The 16,251-nt window shown below is 54.1% G+C and carries 21 protein-coding genes; 19 read left to right on the top strand and 2 right to left on the bottom strand.

The features are described from left to right. The 19 genes from HLH36_RS18580 (at window position 1) to HLH36_RS18490 (ending at window position 14,478) form a co-directional block, all read left to right on the top strand. Window positions 1-1,131: an AAA family ATPase gene (locus HLH36_RS18580; RefSeq protein ID WP_182987777.1), complete on the top strand. Its 1,131-nt coding sequence runs from the start codon at window positions 1-3 to the stop codon at window positions 1,129-1,131. Beyond that, complete coding sequence (locus HLH36_RS18575; RefSeq protein WP_182987776.1) at window positions 1,128-1,772, top strand: DUF4276 family protein; 645 nt, start codon at window positions 1,128-1,130, stop codon at window positions 1,770-1,772. Before HLH36_RS18580 ends, HLH36_RS18575 begins: the two co-directional genes overlap by 4 nt. Window positions 1,773-2,054: 282 nt before the next feature. Further along, the gene (locus tag HLH36_RS18570; protein ID WP_182987775.1) at window positions 2,055-3,068 is read left to right on the top strand and encodes a serine protease family protein; all 1,014 of its coding nucleotides are present in this window, start codon (window positions 2,055-2,057) and stop codon (window positions 3,066-3,068) included. Window positions 3,069-3,075: 7 nt separating this feature from the next. Beyond that, window positions 3,076-3,348, top strand: a complete 273-nt coding sequence (locus HLH36_RS18565) for a hypothetical protein (protein WP_182987774.1) — start codon at window positions 3,076-3,078, stop codon at window positions 3,346-3,348. Further along, complete coding sequence (locus tag HLH36_RS18560) at window positions 3,341-3,877, top strand: hypothetical protein (protein ID WP_182987773.1); 537 nt, start codon at window positions 3,341-3,343, stop codon at window positions 3,875-3,877. The genes HLH36_RS18565 and HLH36_RS18560 overlap by 8 nt, the downstream gene beginning before the upstream one ends. A gap of 396 nt (window positions 3,878-4,273) precedes the next feature. Next, complete coding sequence (locus tag HLH36_RS18555) at window positions 4,274-4,858, top strand: hypothetical protein (protein ID WP_182987772.1); 585 nt, start codon at window positions 4,274-4,276, stop codon at window positions 4,856-4,858. Between the two features lie 220 nt (window positions 4,859-5,078). Beyond that, entirely contained in the window at window positions 5,079-5,375 is a 297-nt protein-coding gene (locus HLH36_RS18550) for a hypothetical protein (RefSeq protein ID WP_182987771.1), read from the top strand. Then, window positions 5,368-5,610 (top strand): hypothetical protein, encoded by a 243-nt coding sequence (locus tag HLH36_RS18545; RefSeq protein WP_182987770.1) that lies wholly within the window; start codon window positions 5,368-5,370, stop codon window positions 5,608-5,610. Before HLH36_RS18550 ends, HLH36_RS18545 begins: the two co-directional genes overlap by 8 nt. 54 nt (window positions 5,611-5,664) lie before the next feature. Then, on the top strand, window positions 5,665-6,132 hold the full coding sequence (locus HLH36_RS18540) for a hypothetical protein (protein WP_182987769.1): 468 nt from the start codon (window positions 5,665-5,667) through the stop codon (window positions 6,130-6,132). A 75-nt stretch (window positions 6,133-6,207) separates the two neighbouring features. Next, window positions 6,208-7,089, top strand: coding sequence for a serine protease family protein (locus HLH36_RS18535; RefSeq protein ID WP_182987768.1), 882 nt, complete (start codon window positions 6,208-6,210; stop codon window positions 7,087-7,089). Window positions 7,090-7,308: 219 nt separating this feature from the next. After that, on the top strand, window positions 7,309-7,623 hold the full coding sequence (locus HLH36_RS18530) for a hypothetical protein (RefSeq protein ID WP_182987767.1): 315 nt from the start codon (window positions 7,309-7,311) through the stop codon (window positions 7,621-7,623). A gap of 740 nt (window positions 7,624-8,363) precedes the next feature. Further along, window positions 8,364-8,639 carry a type II toxin-antitoxin system RelE/ParE family toxin gene (locus HLH36_RS18525; protein WP_182987766.1) on the top strand — a complete coding sequence of 92 codons (276 nt, stop codon included), beginning with the start codon at window positions 8,364-8,366 and terminating at the stop codon, window positions 8,637-8,639. Window positions 8,640-8,648: 9 nt separating this feature from the next. Further along, window positions 8,649-8,972, top strand: coding sequence for a HigA family addiction module antitoxin (locus HLH36_RS18520; RefSeq protein WP_182987765.1), 324 nt, complete (start codon window positions 8,649-8,651; stop codon window positions 8,970-8,972). A gap of 11 nt (window positions 8,973-8,983) precedes the next feature. After that, window positions 8,984-9,226, top strand: coding sequence for a hypothetical protein (locus HLH36_RS18515; protein ID WP_182987764.1), 243 nt, complete (start codon window positions 8,984-8,986; stop codon window positions 9,224-9,226). Window positions 9,227-9,500: 274 nt separating this feature from the next. Beyond that, a complete protein-coding gene (locus tag HLH36_RS18510; protein ID WP_182987763.1) occupies window positions 9,501-9,707 on the top strand; it encodes a hypothetical protein in 207 nt (68 codons plus the stop codon). Window positions 9,708-10,003: 296 nt separating this feature from the next. Then, a complete protein-coding gene (locus HLH36_RS18505; RefSeq protein ID WP_182987762.1) occupies window positions 10,004-11,011 on the top strand; it encodes an NAD(P)-dependent oxidoreductase in 1,008 nt (335 codons plus the stop codon). A 290-nt stretch (window positions 11,012-11,301) separates the two neighbouring features. Beyond that, on the top strand, window positions 11,302-11,691 hold the full coding sequence (locus HLH36_RS18500) for a helix-turn-helix domain-containing protein (protein WP_182987761.1): 390 nt from the start codon (window positions 11,302-11,304) through the stop codon (window positions 11,689-11,691). Window positions 11,692-12,090: 399 nt separating this feature from the next. Further along, entirely contained in the window at window positions 12,091-12,219 is a 129-nt protein-coding gene (locus HLH36_RS18495; protein ID WP_408871918.1) for a hypothetical protein, read from the top strand. 405 nt (window positions 12,220-12,624) lie between these two features. Continuing rightward, entirely contained in the window at window positions 12,625-14,478 is a 1,854-nt protein-coding gene (locus HLH36_RS18490) for a HipA domain-containing protein (protein WP_182987760.1), read from the top strand. A gap of 120 nt (window positions 14,479-14,598) precedes the next feature. Here the strand turns inward: HLH36_RS18490 and HLH36_RS18485 are convergent, their stop codons facing one another. Then, entirely contained in the window at window positions 14,599-15,030 is a 432-nt protein-coding gene (locus HLH36_RS18485) for a hypothetical protein (protein ID WP_182987759.1), read from the bottom strand. A gap of 62 nt (window positions 15,031-15,092) precedes the next feature. After that, a protein-coding gene (locus tag HLH36_RS18480) for an IS630 family transposase (RefSeq protein ID WP_182987758.1) occupies window positions 15,093-16,048 on the bottom strand; the annotation gives its coding sequence in 2 pieces (ribosomal slippage) (window positions 15,093-15,709 and window positions 15,709-16,048; 957 coding nt in all). Window positions 16,049-16,251: the final 203 nt, after the last annotated feature.

The raw sequence follows: 16,251 nt of genomic DNA, 5'->3' as shown, positions 1-16,251 counted from the left end.
ATGATTACCCAACCACGCACGCAGCGGCTACAGGGACATATAGCGGAGGTTTCTATTTCCGGCTTTCGCAGCTTGAAGTGCATTAAGAACTTGCAGCTCCCGCAACTCACCGTGTTGATCGGCGCGAACGGCGTCGGTAAATCAAGCTTCATTCGGTTCTTCGAGATGCTCGGATGGATGATGCGATCACAGAATCTCCAAGAGTTTGTTTTACGAAAAGGTGGGGGTGACGATCAGTTCTTTATGGGGGCTCGCAATACGCCGGAGATCAAGGTCGACTTACGTATCTCTACCAATAAGGGCTTCAACGACTATCGCTTCAATATGGCCCACTTGTCGGCGGGAGATACGCTGATGTTGACCCACGAAGCCTATCGGTATTCAGATGCCCGCAAAGCGGGACAAGCTGCTTGGACGAATCTCCCCGGAATTGGAAAGGAATCAGTTTTACCAGCACAAAACAATAAAACCGCAAAGACGATCTATAATTTGCTACGGCAATGCTCGACATACCAGTTCCACGACACCTCAAATAATGCTTCATTACATCAGCGCTGGGATATATCAGACTCAGTTCGTTTGCGGTCTGACGGTGGGAACCTTGCAGCGGTGCTGCTTGATCTGCGTGAGAATGACCTTCAACGCTACCGTCAACTTGTAAAACAAATTCAACGAGTATTTCCAACACTTGATGACTTCATACTTGAACCAATTGGCGGAAAAGTTATATTGCGCTGGAAAGGAAAATATAGCGACAAGATTTTTGGCTCTCACCTTACATCTGATGGATCCTTGCGCTTATTTTGTCTTTTAACTCTACTTAGCCTCCCTGATGATCGTCTACCCGACATGCTTTTTTTTGATGAGCCAGAGTTGGGTTTACACCCACATGCAATCACGTTGGTATCGGAAATGCTCAAGCGGGTAGCAAAAACCCGTCAGGTATTCATTGCCACGCAGTCTCCCTATATGGTTGACCGCTTCGAATTGGAAAATATCATCGTCGCCGAAGAAAGCCTCGGTGCCACGACTTTGCGGAACTTGCCTAGGCATGAGTATCAGGAATGGCTAGATGATGATTACCTCCTATCGGATATCTGGCTTAAAAATCCGGTAGGTGTAGCCATATGATTCAGGTATGTATTGTTTGCGAGGGCCCCACAGAAGTCGAGTTTGTCAAATATTGCATCACGCCACATTTGCTCGATTACAATATAAATGCGTACCCCGTTATTATACAATCCCCATCAGGGCGGCATCGTGGCGGTCGTGTGACAGTTGAACGACTGGGTCGTTTCATCTCGCACCAATGCCACAACGGTCATCGATTGACGACACTGGTCGATTATTACGGTTTTCAAGATGCGAAGGGTCGCACTAGGTCGCAACTTGAGCACGACATTCTTGAGTGGGTTATGGAACACACCACAGGTGCAGATCCACGGCTCATTCGCCCCTATATACAGATGTACGAATTCGAAGGTTTGTTATTTTCTGATGTTGAACAATTCCAATATGTTCTTGACGGGTGGGACGACGGGGTTCGCACGCTACTACACCGTATCCGTGCCCAGTTCGTGACACCCGAAGAAATCAACAATAGCCGAGAAACTGCACCATCAAAGAGAATACATCGGGCGTTCCCAGACGGAACTTACAACAAGACGGAACATGGCCCGGTGATTGCAGATGCCATAGGTCTTCCGACAATCCGACAACAATGCCCACAATTTGATAAATGGCTAAGTATGTTGGAAAAATGGCATGAGTAAGCATTCCACAAATCCCACGTCGCTTAAACCTGAGGGCCTGTTCGAGCGAGGTTCAGTCTTTAGCGATACAAAAGGATAGAAATGGCTGACAGTCAAACGACCGGTGTGAGTGATCGTGAAGCCTCCGTTTTCGACTGGCTTACTGTCTCTCTCGGGGCAGTGGCGCTTGATTGCGCTCTGGCTGAGGCAGAGAACATCGCGCAAGACACGGCGCCTATCATCCGTCTGCTCGCGAGGACGGAGCCCATGACCACTGACAAGCATAGGGCCCTAGGATAGAAAATGACAAACAATACGAGAAAATGGATACCGTTTGAGTCCGTTGTCCCGATAATAATGATTAGCGATCATGCTCCAGAATATCCTTTTTTCTCAGGTACTGGCTTTTTTGTTATATTCCCTCCTTACGAACACGTATTCCTTGTAACAGCCCGGCATTGTGTCCTGAATGATGACGGCACTTCAAAGGGTAGGCTGTTAATTCCTTGGAAAGAATCAGAGCATTGTAGAGAAATCATCCGTTTCTCAGGGATTTTAACGGCCGTAACAACGTACAGCCGTGGTTTTCACGAGGATATTTGTGTATTAATCGTATCTGATACGTCTCCAGAAAGATTGGAACATTTACGAAATAGAGCTCTAACGCTTCAATGCCAAGACAATGTCGATTCAATATTGGAATTCGTCGGTGCTCAGGATGAGAACCTTAGAATCGTGGGTTACCCCGGATGTTCGAAAACTTTCGATTATGATACAAGAATGGCGAAAGTAGAAGCCCGAGGAACCTATGGTAAAATATTGCCGGGAACTCTGAAAAACGATCAATTTGATGTAGGCGGTTTGAATTGGAAAGATGGAGAGCTGGGGGGCTTTAGTGGATCGCCTGTGATATCGCTACATCCAACCTCCGGAGGCGGTGTCGCCCGGATTGTTGTTGGAGTTGTGTCGCTAGGTTCAAGTACAAAATTCACTGCGATCAATATCAACGTTGTCACTAATCTTATTTCTATTTTGATTCGAGATAAATATATACTAAATAGTTCTTCTTATCTTCGCGGCAGCGTGGATGGGGAGCCAAAAGGAAGAAACATGACTGAAAAGCAGACCACAAAATTCACCATCAATCATGACGGGACTACAAAACCTTGGATCTTATTAAAAGCCCACTTGGATATTCATTGCCCATCTGGTTGGGAAACAAGTCTTGTATTGAGACAGACCAACGCAACAACGCTTTACGAGGTACGAGCAGAAAATGTTGATGAACTACTCATAGCAAAACTTGCTTGGGACTGAAAAATCGTTGACTGACAACAATACGACCAATAAGCCGACGAAAATGTCTCTGGCCAGTTTTGTGAGAGACCCTCGCAATCGGAAACTCGTTCGAGTTATGCGCACTGCAAGCGGCATCGGGCTTCTCGTTGCGGCAAGCGGGCTGATAGCAGCCCGCTTTTTCGGAGAAAATATATCGGCATTGAATATGGGGTTGTGCACGGCATTCGCGACATTTGGATTGACCATTCTTTTGTCCGAACTGCTGCACTTTCTAAAAGAAAGACGAAACCATGCCTGACAACCAAACGACCGGCGCCGAGGTATACGTTAAGCTTGATCCGAATGACCCGCGCGTCAGGGCCGTCGCTCAGGCGCTTTCCGACGCGCGAACTCTGCAATCGCGCGCTATGTCGCTCGAAGATACTTATATCCGATATGTGACGCTTGCCAATTCCGGGGGTATCCTGGCCTGCCTGGGCATCGCGGACGCCCTCGCCGGTAAGGAAGGAAGCGGTGTCTCGCCCGCGTTGTCTAATATTGTTGGGCCGATCGCTGTCTTCTTTTTTGGGTTGATTTGCTGTGGTCTTGTGACTTCGCTACGAGGGAAGTTAGCGTTGCATTATGCCGAGACGGAAGGACGTCGAGCCAACGGAATCTTGGTGGATCTCGGCAGGGGCGTAGCTCTCCCAAGAGGAGCATTTTCTCCGGTCGAGGAAAAGGGGTTGCCTTACCTCAATACGGCGATCAACTTCCTCGGCATTGGAGCTCAGATCGCCTTTGTCGCCGGCGGAATCTGGGGATTCTACCGTCTTTGGCAGTTTCATTGATAGCTGGGCTTCTCAGATGCACTGACGATATGTCGCGTTAGTATGGTGAACGGCTCTGCGCCTCATTGGACTGAAAGCGGCGCTGCGTCAGAAATCCTATCCACTGCGGAGAACCGTTATGCCTGACAACCGAACGACGAAATGGATTCTAGTCACCGGAGATAGTGCATCATGGCCCATGATAGACGATATGATCGAACTTCAAGTTGGATTTCATAATGATTTCGCATACTGCGCCTCACGTAGAGGAACATGTACAGTTGATAGCCCCCTTCGTGGAGGGGGAGCGGATTTTGAGTCATACGGAAGAGTAGGAGATGGTGGGATTGTAGTTCACACTAAATATGGGGAAAATGGACATCTGCAAGTGAAATTTAACATAAAGGGATGAAGTCCATGACTGACAACCAGACGACCGGTAAGCCTAGCGATTTCTGTTCCTCTGATAGAAGCCGAATGAATCGAAGGGGCGTCGCAAATAAAGAACTTCCACAAGGCTATCCGCTTTCGGAATTGTTCAATATTTTCAGGATTTCCATCGCATTTGTCCTTATCGCCGGCATTAACATCTCGGTCTCGTGCGCCGCGTCGCTCACACCCCAGTCGCCCTGTCCGGACGTGCTCAAAGTCCAGGCTTCGATGAAGCACAACTTACGATCAGGGGTCGCGGCAACAAAAGACGAGGATTCAAACGGGGATGTCATAATAAGCGTTATCACATTTCAACAATCGGCCCTAAACCTGCATAACTCGATTCAAAAACTGCCAGATGACGAAAAAAAGACTCTGCTCGGCGCAATGATTGTTAAAACATTCTCCGTCTGCAAAGCATCACAGCGGGGAAGCGCCCCTCAGAACTTGACTTTGAACCATGCGGCTAATGCTGCGGTTAACGCAATCTGGCACGACTATACGGAAGGACGAGTAGCCGACGAACTCGACCGCCTGTCTGACGAGACAAACGCAGACTATCCAGATTAGGAGCAACTCATGGCCGACAAAAAAACGACCCCACCCCAGAAGCTCGGAAGTGAACTAGCTATTACCATTCTCGGTACCCTAGCCGTCGGTGGTGGTCTGATATTTCTCCCGGCCTGGTCCGGCTTGAATTTTGTGGGCTTCGGCGGGGCAATGCTCATGGTCGCGGGGGTTGGGCATGCGGGCCGCCTTGCAAAGCGAATGATCAAAAGGGACGCATGACGTGGCTGACAACCAGACCACCGATGGCCGTTCTTCGGTCGACGCCAAATCCGCCTTCGCGGAAGCCCTCGGGCTGTCGCGCGAGGTGATTGCGCGCGCTGAGGCGGGCGACCAAGACGCGATGAAAACGGTCTACGCAGCGTCCGGCCGTGGGGACGTTGAGAGCCAGCCAATGCCGACCGACGGCGTGGCCGGTCATCTGGCCCTGGCAGTCACGAATGCTGCCGACGGCACCACTACCGTGCGGATCACCGCCCGGCCGGCCACACCCAGCGTCCCAAGGAGCGCGAATGACTGACAAACAGACGACCGGATGGCCACGCGACTTGCGTGGGCGCCTGATTTCCCGGCGTTGCCCCGATCCGAATTGCGGCGGAACGCTGCGCGCCGAAGCGGACGACTGCGGCACCTGGTGGCGATGTGACGGGCTGACCTACGAGACCGAAACCGGTCCGCTGACTGCATGTAACCACGCGGTGCCCCCGATCGCCGCCGAGCGAGCGCTGCCGCCGACCGGCCGCCTGTCCGTTTAAGGAGGCCCCTTGTCGGTATCATCACTATTAGGTCCAGCCGGTGAGCACTATACGATGTCACAGTTGCTTCGCCGGGGCTTTATTGCAGCCCTTGCACCCGTAGGCGTACCCCTTGCGGATATTATTGTCACCGACACCACTGGACAACGAGCGTGCGCCATTCAAGTCAAATCCCGCCGGGAAATCGGTAGCGACAATGGCTGGCATATGAAGCAGAAGCATGAAACCGTGGTTGGGGACAGCCTCTTCTACGTTTTCGTGTCCTTTCCGAACGACCAAACGAAAGTCCCAGATGCGTTTATTGTTCCTAGCCGGACGGTGGCCGAGGCGGTCAGGACATCGCATGCGACCTGGCTAAGCTCGCCAGGCCGAAACGGGCAGATCCGTAAGGACGGATCATTTCGCCGCTTTCTCCCGGATTACAGCAATCTCGGTCTCTCCGATCGGTTTGGTCCGGGCTGGCTGGAACCATACCGCGATAACTGGGAGCTATTGCGTCCTGTCAGCCACCAGCTACCGTGAACAGGCCATCTATGGAGTCACACATGGCTGACAACGATACGACCAATTGAAAGCACATTTGTGGATAAATACCTTATGACACATAAACATTTGAGCGATGCCAAATTCGAAAGAGTGCAGTTTAAGAGAGCAGAACATTGCTGTCGTCCGATGATATATAATGATGGCAGCGGGGAGCTGATCGAAACATGGAGGGGAGGAACGTGTTTCGTAATAAAATGGGTATATGGCCTAAGAAAGCGATATTTTGTCATTACGGCATTGCACGTATTGACCAATAGATTCAGCAATATTATCGATTCAAATTCATTGGACAAAATAAAGATATTAAAACGGAGGAACAGAACTCATTCAAGACTCCTAACTGGAGACGACTGGGTTTCTATCATCGCATATCATCCCATTCCAAATCCAAAGGATCTTATTGAAATATTTGATGATGCGGACGTATCCGATGTCGCAATATTTGAGACGGAGCCAAACGCATTTGATGGAGAAAAAGACGTATACAAGATAAACCCCAAGAATATAGGCTATACAAACAGTCAGGTTGAAGAAGAAAAAAATATACAAAACAGTTTCAATTTCTTTGTAATAGGCTATCCGGAGGCGGTAAATACGATCGATCATGATAATGAATCTATTATTTTGGCCCCGAAGGGGTTGATATGCAAGCGTGCACACCCGAAAGATAATGGGGCCTTAACCGAGATCAAAGTGGTATCTCCTTGTCCATCACCATATCCTCTTAATGGATATAGCGGTTCTCCCGTTTTTTCTGGGTATAACGGCCAAACTAAACTGTGTGGAATGGTTTTGCGGGGAGGAGGTACACACAACGATGTAGTAAGGTTCTTACGAATTTCCTCGATTATTCCTCTACTATTTTCCATTGCGCTATCTACCGAAAAAACAATGCGTGGAGAATTTAGGAGAAGAGGAGTGAAATTTCTTTAGAAGCACCATAAATCATCAACGCAGCGCTTGAATGTCTGATACTAAATGTCGTGCACCCGTTGCTGAGAAAGGTGCCTGGACAGGCGAGATTGCTAACTTCGACGCCCGTATGACTCACAATAAGACGACCCAAACGACCGGGGGTGGATGTCTCGGCCATCGCGGGACGCCATGAAGGCGTTGAAGGCGGAACAAGGATCAAAGTAAGGAGGGCAAATCTTGCCATTTCGTTATATATTCAACATTCCGGCTGGATCTCTTGTACATATCTCCGGCGATCCTCTCGTGCCACCACGAACGGAAAATGCGGCCGATTATTTGGTGGAAACGGCTGTTCTAACGGAATCTCGCCTTAAGAGGCCGAAAAGAGGCTATACCGTTTGGGAGATCATTACTGCGGATGACGACCAGGACCTGCGCGTTCATCTCCGATTGCCAGAGTTGAAAAACTATCTCCTAAAAAAACTGATCGTTTCGAAAATGGTGGTGCCAGTAGCGCCAAATGAATCCGAGGAAGGAGCAGATCATAGCTGACAACAAGACGACCAATAAGCCGACGAAAATGTCTCTGGCCAGTTTTGTGAGAGACCCTCGCAATCGGAAACTCGTTCGAGTTATGCGCACTGCAAGCGGCATCGGGCTTCTCGTTGCGGCAAGCGGGCTGATAGCAGCCCGCTTTTTCGGAGAAAATATATCGGCATTGAATATGGGGTTGTGCACGGCATTCGCGACATTTGGATTGACCATTCTTTTGTCCGAACTGCTGCACTTTCTAAAAGAAAGACGAAACCATGCCTGACAACCAAACGACCGCTCTGCCTGGGTTGCTTTCAGTGCGCGAGGATGTCGCGATCCGGCTACACAGTGCCGGATCGCTGCCCTTGTCCGACCCACTCTATATACTTTAATAGCAGGGCGAAAAGGCCAATATCAGTTTCTTGAGGGGCAATATTGTATGAAAACACTGGTGATAGGCTTCGGTAGTTTGGTCATGGTGCTCACCCTGCTTATGGCTCTCAGCATAGTCTTGGCCCCCCCGCCCTCTGGAGCCTGTACTCTCGGGATCTGCTTCTGATCGGCGACAATTGGTCAGGATGGATAAGGACGGCGAGCGAGGCGCTCCATTCTCAGGCTCTGAACGACGCACCGGACGCAAGCAGTCAGGCCCGGTGGCTTACAACCAGACGCTGAGGTCCGGCCGGGAGGCATTACCGCGAGTCTATGTGTAAGCTATCAGTTGACAAAAGTAAGCCGATAGCTTACATGGGGCGAAGATGATCAAGACCTTCGCAAACAAGCAGCTCAAGGCGTTGTGGGAGACGGGGAAGTCGAAGATCGATACCCGGTTTCATAGTCGAATCCTGCGTCGACTGGATGCGCTCGACGCGTCAACAAGTGCAGAGGACATGGACCTCCCTGGGTTCGATTTTCATGCTCTCAGGGGGTATACACCGACCCGCTATACAGTTCATGTGAACGGGCCCTGGTGTATTACCTTCGAGTTCAGAGGCGGCGATGCCTATGTTCCTGATTTTGAACAGTACCATTAGGAGGTAACCATGGCTCGCGTCGTTAGTCGTTGCCCGACCCATCCAGGCGAATTGCTCCGCGAAGAGGTCATCCCCGCCACGGAGCGGAGCAAGACCGAGATTGCACGGCTGCTCGGAATTTCTCGGCAGCATCTTTATGATATCCTGGCCGAACGGAAGCCGGTCAGCCCGGAGGTCGGGGTCCGCTTGGGCAAGCTCTTTGGGAACGGACCCGGTCTTTGGATCCGGATGCAGGCTGTCTATGACGAGTGGCAGGCAGCGCGCACCGTCGACGTGTCGAACATCCCAACACTGCATGCAGCGACGTCATCACACCATGGCGCGTCGACGTAGGAGAGCACCTGATGCCTGACAACGATACGACCGGATGGCCACGCGACGTGCGTGGGCGCCTGATTTCCCGGCGTTGCCCCGATCCGAATTGCGGCGGAACGCTGCGCGCCGAAGCGGACGACTGCGGCACCTGGTGGCGATGTGACGGACTGACCTACGAGACCGAAACCGGTCCGCTGACTGCGTGTAACCACGCGGTGCCCCCGATCGCCGTCGAGCGAGCGCTGCCGCCGACCGGCCGCCTGTCCGTTTAAGGAGTGAATCATGACTGGTAAACTGCACCAGGCTCTTCGGGGCTCTGCGATGCTTTGCATAGCTATCTCCGGACCCACGTTATTCCTCCTTGCGATTACGGGTAAAACATTCACCCAATGCGCCGGAATTACCTTATGGTTTCTTCTCCTGTTTTTCTTATACTTCGCTAAACGAGGGGCACAGTATTAGTGCCAAACCAGGCGATCATGAATTATTAGCAATGCCAACCCCCGACCGAAGCCGGATAGCCAAAAAGACCAGGGAGTGAAGTAGATGGCTGACAAGCAGACGACCGGGACCCGTCTATTATCTCCCGCCAGGTCGTTTCTTCGAAGCTTCGTGGATCTGTTCAACCTGTCGGCACCGGCACGAGATTACTCAGTCGGCATGGAAGAAGATATCTCGACGGCCGCTTGGAAGGCGACCGGTCGCGCGATGCGGCAGGCAATGGGTGATGTGCAAGGTGCGGGACATGACTGACAACCCGACGACCAATCACGAGCCGGAAAATGATTGAGGTTGGAAACGCAGTAATGTCGGTAGCAGTATGGGCGTTTCCCGCAATAGCCGTCTCGGGAGTTGCAGCTTACCTTCTCGCATCCGGGCGAAAATCCAAAATCATTGTTCAGACGACAATCATGAACCTGGTCTGCGACAGCGCCGCTGTCATCGTCGGATGGAGTTTAATCCATCCCAATATGTTCCAGTAACGTGAGGATGGGCGACTTAATGGTTACGGACGTGCGCAATCTACCCCATCCAGGAGAGCTCAGACGATGAAGATCGTCCTATTTTCGGCCGACGAGGCTGAGACCGCCAAAGCCGTCTCGGCGCTCGATCCCGCGTTCACGATCGTCCGCGTGGCGGAGCCGATCACGGCGGAGATCGTGGACGCCTACGCCGATGCCGACATCGTCAGCGGTTTCGCCGGCAGCGATTTCAGCGCCGCCATCCTCGCGCGCCTGCCCCGGTTGCGCTTCATCGCCATCCGCGCCACCGGTTTCGATTCGGTCGATCTCGCTTACTGCCGCGCCCGCGGCATCCAGGTCTCCAACGTGCCCGTCTACGGCGACAGCACGGTGGCGGAGCATGTGTTCGGCCTGCTGCTGGCCCTTTCGCGCTGGACGGTCCCGTGCGCCGAGGCCACGCGGCGCGGCGATTTCGCCTATAGCCCACCCCGGGGGTTCGAACTGCGCGGCAAGATCTTCGGCGCCGTCGGCACCGGCCATATCGGCCGCCGGGCCATCGAGATGGCCCAGGGATTCGGCATGCCGGTTATCGCCTACGACGCCTTTCCTGCCCCTGCGCTGCGCGATGCGCCGAACGTCCGCTACGCGCCCCTCGACGACCTGCTCGCCCAGGCCGACATCGTCAGCCTGCACGTCCCCGCCACCCCCGAGACCGACGGCATGATCGGCGAACGCCAGTTTGCCGGCATGAAGCGCGGGGCTGTGCTCATCAACACGGCCAGGGGACAGGTGGTGGACAATGCCGCCCTGCTACGTGCGCTGGAAACGGGTCACCTGGCGGCCGCAGGTCTCGACGTGCTTCCCGACGAATCCCTGCTTCGCCGCCCCGCGACGTTGTTTGCCCCCGACGCCTCCGCCGACCCGGCCACGCTGCGCGACGTCCTGGCCGCCCGCGTGCTGGCCAGCCTGCCGAACGTGATCGTCACGCCCCACAATGCCTACAACACGGCCGAAGCCTTCCAGCGCATCGTCCAGACCACCGCCGCCAACATCAGGGCGTTCGCGCAGGGCAATCCCGTCAACCTCGTCACCTGACCCCGCCCCCGCAGGTCCCCGGCCTACAGAGGCGAACAAGGCTTTTGTTCTTCCCGGCCCCTCGGCGTCGCCCTCTCGGCGCAGGCCTATGTGCGCCGGTGGAGGCGGTTCTCAACGCATTGGCCGAGCATCTTGACGCCCATTGCGATGTCACCGGGTTGCTGGCGGCGACGCGATTCTACGCAGGTTCCGGAAGAATCTGGCGTTCCGGATCTGATCCCGATGTCAGGGATTGAGTAGGGGAGGCGCCCCGACCTTTACGACCCAGCTTGGGCGAGGGAGGATGCGTTATGAACCAGACGCACCTGCACAGCCGACGCCCGCGCAGCGACAAAGCTGAGGAGATCGGCGCGAGAATCCGCGAGAGAAGGGACATCCTCGGCCTCACTGTTGCCGAGGTCAGCCGGGCAATCGGTCTGACGAGAGGTGCCGTCACTCAATATGAAATAGGCCGGGCTTGCCCGAAGCAGGCAAAGATTGATGCTCTGGCCGAGATACTGGGAACATCGTCCGAGTGGCTCATGACAGGGCACGAACCCGAGCATCTGGCTTATGCGCAGAACGCGGCAGAACTCCGCATCTTGGCCCTGATGAGAAAGATCCCGGCCGATCTCTATCCAATCGTTCTGGCTGCTGTGAAAGGCATCGCTGAAGCCTTTCCCGCTGACGGAAGGGAATAGGCGTGCAATCATCCTCTCGCGAAAGCGATATGACGGCCATCTCTTGTAGGTGCATCGTCCGGCACCGTTGATGCCCTCCAGACTTCATCACATCCGGATGAACTCCGCCGGGCGAAATTAATGTTTATTAGGATTAATTGCTGGAATTAACATCCGCGCCAGGGCTTGCCCGCGCGCCACTGCCCGTGGATATGTGCATCGTCCTTCGGACCGCGCTCTGCCGGTGGACACTCCATGGACAACGCGACGTTGCCCACCGATTGCCCACCGGCGCCACGCTCGCTACACATCTCCACCGGCGCAACCGGTCGAAAAGCCTGTTTTTATTTCCTTTGACTTGATCCTCTCCGACGGCACCGGGTCGCCTCCGGACGCCGTTGCAACATACCGAGCGAACCCATGAGCAAAGCCTTTCTTGCCGCCGTCCTCCAGGATTCCCTCGGCTGCACGGAGGTCGCCGCCAAGAAGGCTGCCAGCGCGCTGCTGTCGGGCATCATTGGCGAGCTGCAGCGCGAGGGCGGACCATAGGCTGGGACTTCTGCCGGATTATCATGTAAATCGTTGATTATCTGCCAATAACCTTCACCTGACTTCACTCAATTTCACTGGAGTTCATCCTCCTGATTGGCTCAAATTTGGCTCATATCGCTTCTGTCGGCAAGACGTGATCCTAGGATCGGCAATGTCACGATCACGCACAGCACGCCAACGGCGATATAGCAGGCATGCCATGAGAAACGCAGCACAATTATAGGGCGAACTGCATGTCTGTTTTTGGCATGATGGTCCAAGGGTTACTCTTGTCAGAGGCATCGGGCGCTGCACCTCACACTATATTTCTTGAGGATTATCGCGTATCTCAGATGCGAGATAATCCTTGCATCTGAGCGTAGGTGATGGAATTATCCCGCATCCGAAATACGGGATAATCCTATGGTGATCCATCTGGTTGGCGAGACGATTGATGCAAAGCGTGCGCACAAACGCGCGCAGGCGGGGGAACTTGTCCAGCTCGTGCGAGGCATCTACGTCGAACAGGATATCGACGCCGAAGCTGCTGTACTCAGCCATGCGGTCCGTATCGCGCACTATCTCTACCCCAACGCGTTTCTCTCATCGGCGAGTGCTGCCCTCCTTGCGCCGACGCCAGACGGGCGGCTGTTCATCAGCGGACGTCGCAACCAGCGGACCCGGTTGCGCAGCCTGGAGATCGTCCAGAACGAGGCGCCGCCGCATCCCTCGACGGCCGCCGCAGTGGTCGGTGATGATCTGGGCGAGTTGCGGATCGACGTCTCTTCGCCAAGGCAGCGTTTCCTCGAAGCCTTTCGCCTGCGCAGCGAGCATGCCAGTGCGATTACGGTGGAGATGCGCGTGCAGATGGCCGTAAGGCTCATCGAAGAGCATAGTACGCCCAAGGAGGCCGCCGATGCAGTCTGGGCACTGGCGCGCGAGAATGGCTGGTATCGTGAGGGCGAAGGTGCGGAACGCTTTCTTCTGGCGCAACCGGGAAAGGCCAAGGTGTCCGCCAATAAAGCGGCGCTCGATCTGCTGATCGCCTGGCATGGCGACCCGCTTGGGCACCTGATTCATGACGGTTTTGAATGGCGCTGGAAGCCCGCGAAGCGTTCAGGCCCGGCACTGGTTCGCGAGACCACGCCGGGCAAACTACCGGCCTTCATCGAATCACTGCTGCCCGAAGGTTGGTTGGCTCAGGTCCTTCATGAGCGCGACGACCGTGAGGCACTCAAGCGCGGGCGACGCTATATGTCCAATGTGACCGTGGTCGAGAGTCGTGATGAACTGGCAACGCTTCCGGCAGATATTCTGACAACGAGATTGGACAACTTTGTCGAGGCGGGCTGCTTTACTGGACGCTACGAAGGGCCTGCGCGCGGTGCGATTGAGGAAAGTTTCGAGCAGAATCTCGCACGGATATTCGCTCACGCCGAGACGCCGCGCCTATCAGGCGTCCAGATCAAGGCGCCGATGCACCTCGCGCCCGATGGCATTCTCCGTCCGGCCATTGATTTGCCGTTTACCCATATCCTGAAGCCTGCCGGGACGGCGGGCTTCGAGATGTTACCGATCGTCGAATGGCTCTGTCTGGAACTGGGTCGTGCTGTCGGCTTTGCAACGCCTGATATTGCGCTGACTTCGATGCCAGATGGGATGTCGCCCGCACTCATTGTCGAGCGTTTCGATATTCGTCAGGGCACAGAAGATCCACGCCGGTTTGCGCTGGAGGATTTCTGTTCCATCCTCGACCTCCCGGCATCGGCGAAATATGACGGCACGATCGAGCGCATGGCGCGCGGGTTGCGGCCGCTTTCAACGAATCCCGCCGCTGACCTAGATATCCTGTTTCGCCGTGCGGTGTTCGCTTGGCTGATCGCTGATGGTGATATGCACCTCAAAAATCTCGCGCTCCTCAAGAGCGCCGGGCCAGAGGCAAAGGCCTTCACGTCAGTTCGGTTCGCACCGCTCTATGATGCGGTCACGACGCGGGTCTTTCCGGGCCTAGGTGGCGATCGAATGGCGCTCAAGCTCAACGGCAAGGATGATCGATTGACGCGCCGAGATTTCATGGCGCTGGCGCGCACGATTGGCTTACCCCAAGGCGATGCAGACAGGGCTATCGCCGAGCTCATAGACCGTCTGAAAAATGTGGTAGAGATCGTCAGGCTACCGGACTTTGCATTGGAATTTACGCCTGCTGCCACCGTTCGGAACCAGGTGTTAGCACTTGTCCGCGAGCGTTGTGCCGCTCTCGCCGAAGATGCAGATTAACTGTCAGATTGCGAAAGAATATGAATAACGGATCAATGTAGCGGAGGGCAATTATCCATAACGCCATGAAAATTCTTATGTTGCGCAGAATTGATCATACTTGAATTCTAAAATGGCCTCTTAAATCTTGAAAGCCTTTAAGGCTGTAAATTCCTCTTCGTTATTTACTTTTGTAGAAAGAAAATCGACCCATTGATCTGAATACGTATAGTCCTTGTGAGCGTCATGATACACGCACCAATCTCTTTTGGTGATCTCCGGTCGGGTTGCGCCTGCACGGGGACGAACCTCAAACATACGCCATGCTTGTGTGTGGTTTCTTTGAGTAAATGTTTTGCCAGTTTTCTGTTGAATAATTGAAATAATATCACCGGGTTTATGCGGGTACAGGTGATCAGCTAGTTTGTGCTGAACAAGAACATTGCGGATCTCTTTCCCTTCCGCTGATTCGGGTAGCACGAACTGGAAATTCGCTCTTGATTTGCTAACGGCGTCCAATGTGTAAACGACACGAAACTGATATTCCAGATCAGTGCGTTGCGCCTCGGTCATGCCTTCGGTCAGGCGTGCATCAACGGCGTCAATATAGGCAGGGATTTCATAACGATTAGAGTCTAATCCGATCTGTTTGGATCATATCCTGCGGCCCTGAAGTAGTTTGCGCATTCGGCGGGCATGAAGTTTTGTGAGATGAGACCGATGACGTCCCATAATCCGGTGCGTGTGCGTTCGGCTGCCTTGCGGAGCAGGGCCTTGAGCTTCGAAAAAGCCATTTCGATAGGATTGAAATCAGGACTGTATGGCGGAAGGAAACGTAGTTCGGCGCCGACGCTTTCGATCAACTCCCGCGTGCGAGGGCCTTTGTGGCTGGAAAGGTTGTCCATGATCACGATATCGCCGGGACGGAGTTCCGGCAGAAGGACACGCTCAACATAGGTTTCGAATGACAGTCGATTGATGGGACCGCTGATGACGAACGGGGCCACCATTCCCCTTGTCGTCAGTCCGGCAACGAAGGTTGTCGTGCAGCGGTGTCCATGCGGAAAACCCATCTGTAGCCGCTGACCGCGCAGGCAGCGGCCATGCGTCCGCATCATGTTCGTCTTGGCCCAGGTTTCGTCGATGAACACCAGTCGGTCGGGATCCAGGTCGCGTTGTCCATCGCACCATTCCTGCCGCCGGATCAGGACATCCGGGCGGTCATGCTCGCTGGCGTGGCCGGTCTTTTTTTACGCGTCAGCCCATGACGTTTGAAGCAACGCCACAGGGAGCCGTAGCCAAAATCATGACCCAGGCCACGCAAGGCCGCTTGCAGTTCGATCGTGCTGATATCGGGTTTTTCCGCCAACAGGCGACGGATCAGCTCATGGTGTTTCTCGATACGACCCGACCGTCGATCTCCGCCCAGGGGGCCGGGCGCGATCTTGCCCTTCTCCCGCTCCAGCGCACGCCATCGGCTCACGCTCGCAGCGCTCACGCCAAATCGCGCCGCAGCAATCCGGTGGCTCGCACCTCCCGAAACCGCAGCCAGAACACGGCTACGAAGATCCACCGACAGAGCTTTCGACATGACCGCCGGCCTCCCATCCGGCCATCATGATGAATCACAAATACGCCCGCTTGGGTACCCCTGAAGATTCATTCAGATCGAATTCCGCTCTAAGCTGGACTTTGGTGGTTTACGCAGCATAGCAGGCATTGTTCAGCAACGAGTTGAAGAGGGCGCGTGGTATTTTTTGCTGCTCGTCCTTTGACGCTGACGTGTGGAAATAA

It is taken from the genome of Gluconacetobacter aggeris (assembly GCF_014174395.1).
GTDB classification, from domain to species: Bacteria; Pseudomonadota; Alphaproteobacteria; order Acetobacterales; family Acetobacteraceae; genus Gluconacetobacter; species Gluconacetobacter aggeris.
This window is presented reverse-complemented; position numbering and strand designations above follow the sequence as displayed.

Coding starts and splice junctions, on each gene's coding strand:
- HLH36_RS18580 (WP_182987777.1), top strand. CDS start 1: ATGATTACCCAACCACGCACGCAGCGGCTACAGGGACATATAGCGGAG.
- HLH36_RS18575 (WP_182987776.1), top strand. CDS start 1,128: ATGATTCAGGTATGTATTGTTTGCGAGGGCCCCACAGAAGTCGAGTTT.
- HLH36_RS18570 (WP_182987775.1), top strand. CDS start 2,055: ATGACAAACAATACGAGAAAATGGATACCGTTTGAGTCCGTTGTCCCG.
- HLH36_RS18560 (WP_182987773.1), top strand. CDS start 3,341: ATGCCTGACAACCAAACGACCGGCGCCGAGGTATACGTTAAGCTTGAT.
- HLH36_RS18555 (WP_182987772.1), top strand. CDS start 4,274: ATGACTGACAACCAGACGACCGGTAAGCCTAGCGATTTCTGTTCCTCT.
- HLH36_RS18545 (WP_182987770.1), top strand. CDS start 5,368: ATGACTGACAAACAGACGACCGGATGGCCACGCGACTTGCGTGGGCGC.
- HLH36_RS18540 (WP_182987769.1), top strand. CDS start 5,665: ATGTCACAGTTGCTTCGCCGGGGCTTTATTGCAGCCCTTGCACCCGTA.
- HLH36_RS18535 (WP_182987768.1), top strand. CDS start 6,208: ATGACACATAAACATTTGAGCGATGCCAAATTCGAAAGAGTGCAGTTT.
- HLH36_RS18525 (WP_182987766.1), top strand. CDS start 8,364: ATGATCAAGACCTTCGCAAACAAGCAGCTCAAGGCGTTGTGGGAGACG.
- HLH36_RS18520 (WP_182987765.1), top strand. CDS start 8,649: ATGGCTCGCGTCGTTAGTCGTTGCCCGACCCATCCAGGCGAATTGCTC.
- HLH36_RS18515 (WP_182987764.1), top strand. CDS start 8,984: ATGCCTGACAACGATACGACCGGATGGCCACGCGACGTGCGTGGGCGC.
- HLH36_RS18510 (WP_182987763.1), top strand. CDS start 9,501: ATGGCTGACAAGCAGACGACCGGGACCCGTCTATTATCTCCCGCCAGG.
- HLH36_RS18505 (WP_182987762.1), top strand. CDS start 10,004: ATGAAGATCGTCCTATTTTCGGCCGACGAGGCTGAGACCGCCAAAGCC.
- HLH36_RS18500 (WP_182987761.1), top strand. CDS start 11,302: ATGAACCAGACGCACCTGCACAGCCGACGCCCGCGCAGCGACAAAGCT.
- HLH36_RS18495 (WP_408871918.1), top strand. CDS start 12,091: ATGAGCAAAGCCTTTCTTGCCGCCGTCCTCCAGGATTCCCTCGGCTGC.
- HLH36_RS18490 (WP_182987760.1), top strand. CDS start 12,625: ATGGTGATCCATCTGGTTGGCGAGACGATTGATGCAAAGCGTGCGCAC.
- HLH36_RS18485 (WP_182987759.1), bottom strand. CDS start 15,030: ATGACCGAGGCGCAACGCACTGATCTGGAATATCAGTTTCGTGTCGTT.